The organism is Peribacillus sp. (assembly GCF_059453735.1).
The window spans coordinates 1-6,644 of the sequence record NZ_JAZVJO010000374.1; the positions used below are offsets into that span (position 1 = coordinate 1).

Consider the following 6,644-nt stretch of genomic DNA (forward strand, 5'->3'; position numbering starts at 1 on the left):
TTCCTCTGGCAGACCCTGCTCTGCCACACGATTTGCTTAAATTATTGTTTAATGCCAAAGTGTTCTATACTCAAGGGCAACTTATGCGTGCCAACTCACTGCTTAACATTATTGACATGGAGTGCAAACGCCGTGAGATAAGGATCTATCAGCCTTATCAGCCGACTAAAACCTTTAATTCAAAAGGGAAGCTCGTTGATATGCAAGTCTAAGGGGACCACGAGTTAGGTGTCTTTTTTTTATGCAATCAAATAAATTGGAGGATATCGACATGTCAAAAGCTGAATATGACAAGATCAAGGTCAACATGTGGATTGCCGGTTCCACGGATCAGGAACGTAATGGCGGTTGGTGTGCAAATTTACATTGTGTCATCAATGGTACTGAATATACCAAGACAATAGGTGGCTATTCAGTAGATACCACACCAACAAGGATGACATTGTTGGCTATCATTAATGGCCTGCATCAATTGAACAAACCGGTCATTCTTGATATTTATACTTCTGTCGTCCAAGTCAGCGCTGGCATCAATAAGAATATGTACAATTGGTACAAAAATGATTGGCTTACTTCTAAAGGTGAGCCACCACAACACATCGACTTGTGGCAGCAGATCCACTCTATCCTCACTGATAAGGCACGAGTGATGGCTCACCGGATTATTCTTCAGAATGCAGAAACGATGGATCATCCTAATAGACTGGTTGCTATTCATAAATCATCTGAATACCTCGAGAAAGGAAAAAAGACTAATCTGTTAGAGGTTGCTTTCGTCTGAAGATGCTTCTTGAAAGGAGGTGAATTCATATGTCGATAGCTTTAGAAAAAGATGTTGCCCATCAATGGAGCGAGGAACCTGTGCATCGTGGCTGGAATTGGGAGAGAGTTTCTCTACTAATCGCCTGCACAGTGATGGCAGGTTATTTTATCTGGTCCTTTGTCTCTCCCTACTTTGTTTCGTATGAGATAGAATACATGGAATATCATGTGCAGGAAAAAGACAGCTTATTTAATATTGTGCAGGATCAGAACCAAGAGTTTATGCCTCCTGGCTGGGATGCCCGTGATTTCGTGGCTCTTGCACTGGATAAAAACAACATTAAATCTCCAAGCCATATGCGGGCTGGAGATACGGTCTTCATTCCGATCGCTAAGAAAACACATTGAAATACTTTATTGGTGTGAGGTTATTTTCTGTCCAAGAATAATTCCACCTGTGACGGTGCCTTTTATGGCATCGTCACTTATTATGCATAATGATCCTTATTGTGATTCACAAGATAAGCATCATTACTTCCTTTGATCAGGCATTTATCCGCTTTGGAATCCTTATTGATTCATTTGTGGTCAGGGTTGCCTGATTAGCACCCACTCCTTAGTTTAGTGTAAGGGGCACCTTTCGGTGTCCCGAATAATGTTAATGCATCATTGTTACATCATTGTGTAGCAGTGATTCACCATTACTAAGGAATGATTCACTTATTATTCATCCTAAAACCTATATTTATCAACGTTTTCAACCATTGTGTTAACACTTTGTTGCATTGTTAAAAGTGTTAACACAATCTCTTATAAAGCTTATTTTTACTAGTAATTGTGTTGACATTCCCTATGTTTTTATGGTTATAATATTAGTGCGAGATGTTAACACGCAAGGAGGAGTATTGAAATGAAGCTAGAAATTAAGCGATTAGTCTTTGATTTCGGGAATTCAACAGCATTTGCAATGTTTGATGGACTTGTTTCTGACATTAAAGAAATCCCGTCATCACGAGTGATATTAACCGAAAAACAAGCACAAGCCTATTATTCAGGCAGCATTCCAAAAGAAGAATTAAAAGATTCCCTTATGCTGAAGGTAGATGGCAAGTATGTCCTCATCGGTGAAGCAGCACAAAAAAGATTAGGGAACGATGATCACATCGCTAAATTGCATGAAAAGAGTACATCCGATTTACCTATGTATCTGTTCTATGCAGCACTTGCCATTTATGATGCAGAGCAAGAAGTACATAACGAAAAAGACTCAAAAGGGAAATCCGAGATTACCATCAACCAGTTCCGCACAATGCTGCCAATCTGGGAAGCGTTGAATGGAGATAAGTTCTCCGATAAGACAAATTACATGGCATCCCGCTTTGAGGGAGAATTTGAGTTTGATGTATTCACTAAAGGTTGCGAGAAGACAATTAAGGTGAACGTCAAAAAGAGCATATGTGGTGTCGAAGGCTTGGTCGCAACTACTGCATTGAAATATCAATCCAATCTGAAAAAGAATCCGATCGCTGATAAGTTTAAAGATGTCCAAACAATTAATATCGATCTTGGTGGCGGTACAATTGATCTTGTAAGATTATTGAAAGGATTAGGATTACCTCGCTCAAGAGATGAATTCAAAACAATCACAGAGCTGCCTTTCCTTGGATCATTAAAAGAGTTGTATTCACAAAAATTGCGCACCTATCGATTTAAATCAACGAAAGATGTTGAACAATTCATTGTGGATCATTACAGCAATGAATCTTATGTGTTGGAAGATGGTAAAACAGGGGAGACAACGGATCTCACAGACATTATTGAGAGCGCATTGAAAGAATACACATACACAATCATGCCTGCCATTATTGATGCGTTCCCAAGTGAGCAAGGTGTGAAATACAAATTTAATTACTTTGGCGGCGTTGCTCCGATTTTACGCAAATTCATAAAAGAATATGTGATTGAGCATTATAGTGAAGATGTATTTAATAATTATCATCACATTGAGCCTGATCAAACAGCTCGATTCTTAAACATTTATGGATTAGATATTGAAGCTCACAACTCGGAATTAGCTGCAAAGAAATAAGGTGATAACTTATGATTCGCAAACAAAGATTTGGTATTGTTACGAACACGATGAGTGATGAGGTGTACAACCAATTCATAAAGAAAGCGGATAGAAACCAATTATCACAATACATTATTGCTTTAGTTGAAGAGGATCTGAAAGGGATTCAGGCTGAAAAAAGGCTTGAATCCCTAAAAGTCGAATTGGATGATATTTATAGCAAAGTAAATGACATCAAGCATTTGTTTAATGACGGCCAATCTGATTCAACTGAGAACAATATTGAAAGCTTAGTTAGAATGCACGATCCTTCGGATGATCCTGCTGAATATAATCCGGACATGGAATCAACCGATATGTTGGACTTCTAATAGCAAGAAAAAAGCCTCCTGGCATTGTCAGGGGGCTTTTTTGTCGTTGTTAGAAACATGCAGTTTCATGACGACTGCCCTTACCAGGGCATTTAGGTGAAAGTGTTACTATTTTAAGGAGGTCATTATTATGACATTAATCAATCAAATCAAATCTGTAGAATCTAAAAAGGAACTTCGTAACATGCTTGCCGGTAAAGAGCCGAATGTCTTGCACATTTTTCTTTCCAATGCTATCGATCACTTAAATAAAGAGATCGAGCTTGATATCACTGCTGGCAGTATTGATCTTGCTATCTATAAGATGTCTCAAGTGGTTATGCTTGAAGATGAAAAACATATTGTTGAGCGTATTTTGCTTAAAGCTGCTGTCTTAATATGACATACAATGTGTGTGTCGTCTTACTTATATTAGCATGTTTAACTGGTCAAATATATTTAATCCCGCTGCTGTTTATTGTACTGGCAATGCGGGATTTTTTTCACAAATTCTTTTGAGCAGGGGATGGCAGTCATTTGCCATCCAATACCCTGTTTATTTATCTGCTTACCGAATATAAAAAACCATTTCTGAAAGGGGACATTTCAAATGTCAAACATATTAAACGCTGTTAAATCATCTATCGCTAGTTCAATTAAAGTGGAGGTTAAACCTCCTGTCACACGTAATGGTAAAACAAGGTTTCCTATTCTAGTGACAGATGTTAGTCAATCTTTCACTTCCGGCTGGTATGTTCAGTACAATCCGGTTGCACAAGATAACGGAACTCGTCTGTACGATGGATCTGAAACATTCTCAGAATTGCATATCGGAAGATTTTCTGAGCTTCACAATCTGATTCTTACTGCAAACTATTACTTCTTGCAAGGCATGCAAGTGGAACAATTATCAGAAGGTCGTACTCGTGCAATTTATGAGCCTGATAAATCAGTTCGATTGACTGTTACTTCTCAGCAAAAGTCTGTCTCTGTTGTGTTGACTGTCATCGATGATGCATCACCATTCCACATGATGAGCATTCCTTTTGTTGTTGTTCTGTCTAATACAAATGATGGTTCATATTATATAGTTGGAACTGATAATGATCGTTGGGATCGTAACACAGACACATTCAAAGAATTCAATGCTAACTTTGCTCCAAGGAAGGGAAGATTCTATCGTGTCCATCAACAATCGAATCAGCAGCCTTATTTGAAAGCTAAGCTTGCTGTTAACAATGGACAGTACGCAATCAATCCGGACAGATCCTTCTCAGTCGATGTGAATAGTGCTCCTCCAGAGTACATTCAAGTCATCAGCAGTGAGTATAAGGCACTTGCTTATATCTATGAGCAAACATTAATGTCCAGAGCGTTTGAATTAGCTTTAGAGCAAGGATTGCCTGCACAAAATAGTGGCATTCCTTTAAGCGGATCACAACAGCCAATGAATACTAATAACTTTGTGCCTGCTTTTGCTGTACCTGGCATGGGCGCGCCTAATCCGGCGCCAGCTACGAATGGTTTGCCACCGCAAGCACCTATGAATTTTCAAGCTGAACAGCAAGCTCCATTTATACCTAACAATGGCCTGCAGTTTGGAACAGTTCCAGAACATCCAAGTGCTTCAGTTCAAGGAAATTCCCAAGTTCAAGAAAATGATTTTTCTCAACCGAATGTTCCTCTCGATATAAAGGATGATGAACTACCTTGGGGAACTAATTAACCAGAATAGAGTGGAGGCACTTTTTGTGTCTCCATTTTATTTTTTGCAAGACCCCCCAAATCAATGTTATCCTTTTGGCTTAAAAAGCCCAAAAACCTTGTAATATCAAGCATTTTCTTGATAAACAGATGGTGCCAATGTATAATGAGTTATAATCGTTTGATTCGAAATTTATCTCCTTGGGAAGGAGTGGTTATTTGATACAAGTACGTGAACAGTACGGGAATTTGTATGTGAGAATTCTTGATACTGCTGATACATTTGATTACACCCTAGAGAAAGTATGCAATATTTCCGGCCGTTCCTTTAAGCGGGAGACAGGTGAGTGGATGTTCGGCAAAGAATCACTCGGAGATTTGCTCCGGTATTTTGATAACCAAATCATCTGGACACAACCGCTTCGTGAAATAGTAAAAGGATATGATGTAGAAGACGAACTTGTCCTTAAGCATCTTTCTTGGGAAAATGATGATGACTTTAAATCTTGGGCTACTAAACCTTATCCTTACCAGAAAGTCGGCTCACATTATCTTGCTGATCGTGGAAGAGCTGCCATTTTCGATGGTGTTGGGCTAGGGAAGACCCCCCAAATAATCGGCGCATGCCAAATATTAATGAACAGAGGGAAAGCCAAGAGGGTTTTGATTGTTACGCTGAACTCACTTAAAAGACAGTGGGCAAGAGAAATAGAGAAATTCGCAAACGAAACAGCAATCCCCGTGTATGGACCTCCGGCTCGCAGAGTGAAATTGATTAAAGGATTCGCCCAAAGAGAAGATGTTCGCTATCTTGTGGTGAATTATGAAACTCTCAGAAGCGAAAAATATATGAAGGAAATCAAGAAGATTAAATTTGATGTAGTCGCACTTGATGAAGCACAAAAAATCAAATCTGGTGTAACAGACAAATTCTTGAACATCAAGCCTTCGCAAAATGCCGCGGCCTGCTACCAATTGAGAGATATTCCTTATAGATATATAGCAACAGCTACCCCTGTGCAGTCAAAAGCAGAAGAAGTGTGGAGCCTGTTTAATTTTGTTGATCCTGATATCTTAGGAAGCTGGGAGATATTCAGAGAAACTTACTGTGAATATCACAGCCGTTACGGGATAACCGGTGCGAAGAAACTTGGAGAACTGTATCATAAGATTTCTCCTCACTTTATACGCCGGACGAAAGAAATGCCAGAAATTCAGCAACAGCTGCCTAAGGTGCAGCATTCTCATATGTTCCTAGAAATGACCGATGCCCAGGAAGCCATTCAATCCGTCCTAATGGATAAACTGGAAGATATAAAGGAAAAATCCAAGAAGTTGAATGGGACCATTGTTATCAATGGGATCCTGATGGGACCCGATCAAGCCAAAGAGTATTACGATGGTGTGATACAAGGACTGCAGACTTTCATGATTGAGAACTGCGATACCCCAGAACTACTGGTGCATCCTGATGCATCCCAAATGTCAAAAGCAATCGTAAAAGAGCTTGGATTATCCGATAAGGATATTAAGAAATCCCCCAAGCTGGATGCTTTAACAGACTTTGTTAAGCAAGTAATGAACGATGAACCGAATTCTAAAATAGTTGTCTTCACGGAATATGAAAGAATGGCTCGCACTATCTGCAGACGCTTTAACAACGCCGTTCTTTATACCGGTCAGTTGTCCGATCGTGAGAAGGAAAATGCCGTTCAAACATTCAGAGAAGACCCCCAAGCCAAAATCTTTGTTTCAAC

At 39.4% G+C, this 6,644-nt stretch carries 8 protein-coding genes; all 8 read left to right on the plus strand.

All coding sequences use genetic code 11. The features are described 5' to 3' along the window. Positions 1–212 (plus strand): hypothetical protein (locus AC52RT_RS12130; RefSeq protein ID WP_495540982.1); only part of this gene is annotated, 212 nt, incomplete at its 5' end. A gap of 59 nt (positions 213–271) precedes the next feature. Then, the gene (locus tag AC52RT_RS12135; RefSeq protein WP_495540983.1) at positions 272–781 is read left to right on the plus strand and encodes an RNase H family protein; all 510 of its coding nucleotides are present in this window, start codon (positions 272–274) and stop codon (positions 779–781) included. Between the two features lie 29 nt (positions 782–810). After that, entirely contained in the window at positions 811–1,170 is a 360-nt protein-coding gene (locus AC52RT_RS12140; protein ID WP_495540984.1) for a hypothetical protein, read from the plus strand. A gap of 502 nt (positions 1,171–1,672) precedes the next feature. Next, entirely contained in the window at positions 1,673–2,851 is a 1,179-nt protein-coding gene (locus AC52RT_RS12145) for an Alp7A family actin-like protein (protein ID WP_495540985.1), read from the plus strand. 11 nt (positions 2,852–2,862) lie between these two features. Beyond that, the gene (locus tag AC52RT_RS12150; protein ID WP_495540986.1) at positions 2,863–3,204 is read left to right on the plus strand and encodes a hypothetical protein; all 342 of its coding nucleotides are present in this window, start codon (positions 2,863–2,865) and stop codon (positions 3,202–3,204) included. 130 nt (positions 3,205–3,334) lie between these two features. Continuing rightward, entirely contained in the window at positions 3,335–3,586 is a 252-nt protein-coding gene (locus AC52RT_RS12155; protein ID WP_495540987.1) for a hypothetical protein, read from the plus strand. 207 nt (positions 3,587–3,793) lie between these two features. Beyond that, positions 3,794–4,909 (plus strand): hypothetical protein, encoded by a 1,116-nt coding sequence (locus AC52RT_RS12160; RefSeq protein WP_495540988.1) that lies wholly within the window; start codon positions 3,794–3,796, stop codon positions 4,907–4,909. Positions 4,910–5,106: 197 nt separating this feature from the next. Continuing rightward, the coding region (locus AC52RT_RS12165) for a DEAD/DEAH box helicase (protein ID WP_495540989.1) at positions 5,107–6,644 on the plus strand (1,538 nt) is incomplete at its 3' end.

Coding starts and splice junctions, on each gene's coding strand:
- AC52RT_RS12155 (WP_495540987.1), top strand. CDS start 3,335: ATGACATTAATCAATCAAATCAAATCTGTAGAATCTAAAAAGGAACTT.
- AC52RT_RS12150 (WP_495540986.1), top strand. CDS start 2,863: ATGATTCGCAAACAAAGATTTGGTATTGTTACGAACACGATGAGTGAT.
- AC52RT_RS12140 (WP_495540984.1), top strand. CDS start 811: ATGTCGATAGCTTTAGAAAAAGATGTTGCCCATCAATGGAGCGAGGAA.
- AC52RT_RS12135 (WP_495540983.1), top strand. CDS start 272: ATGTCAAAAGCTGAATATGACAAGATCAAGGTCAACATGTGGATTGCC.
- AC52RT_RS12145 (WP_495540985.1), top strand. CDS start 1,673: ATGAAGCTAGAAATTAAGCGATTAGTCTTTGATTTCGGGAATTCAACA.
- AC52RT_RS12160 (WP_495540988.1), top strand. CDS start 3,794: ATGTCAAACATATTAAACGCTGTTAAATCATCTATCGCTAGTTCAATT.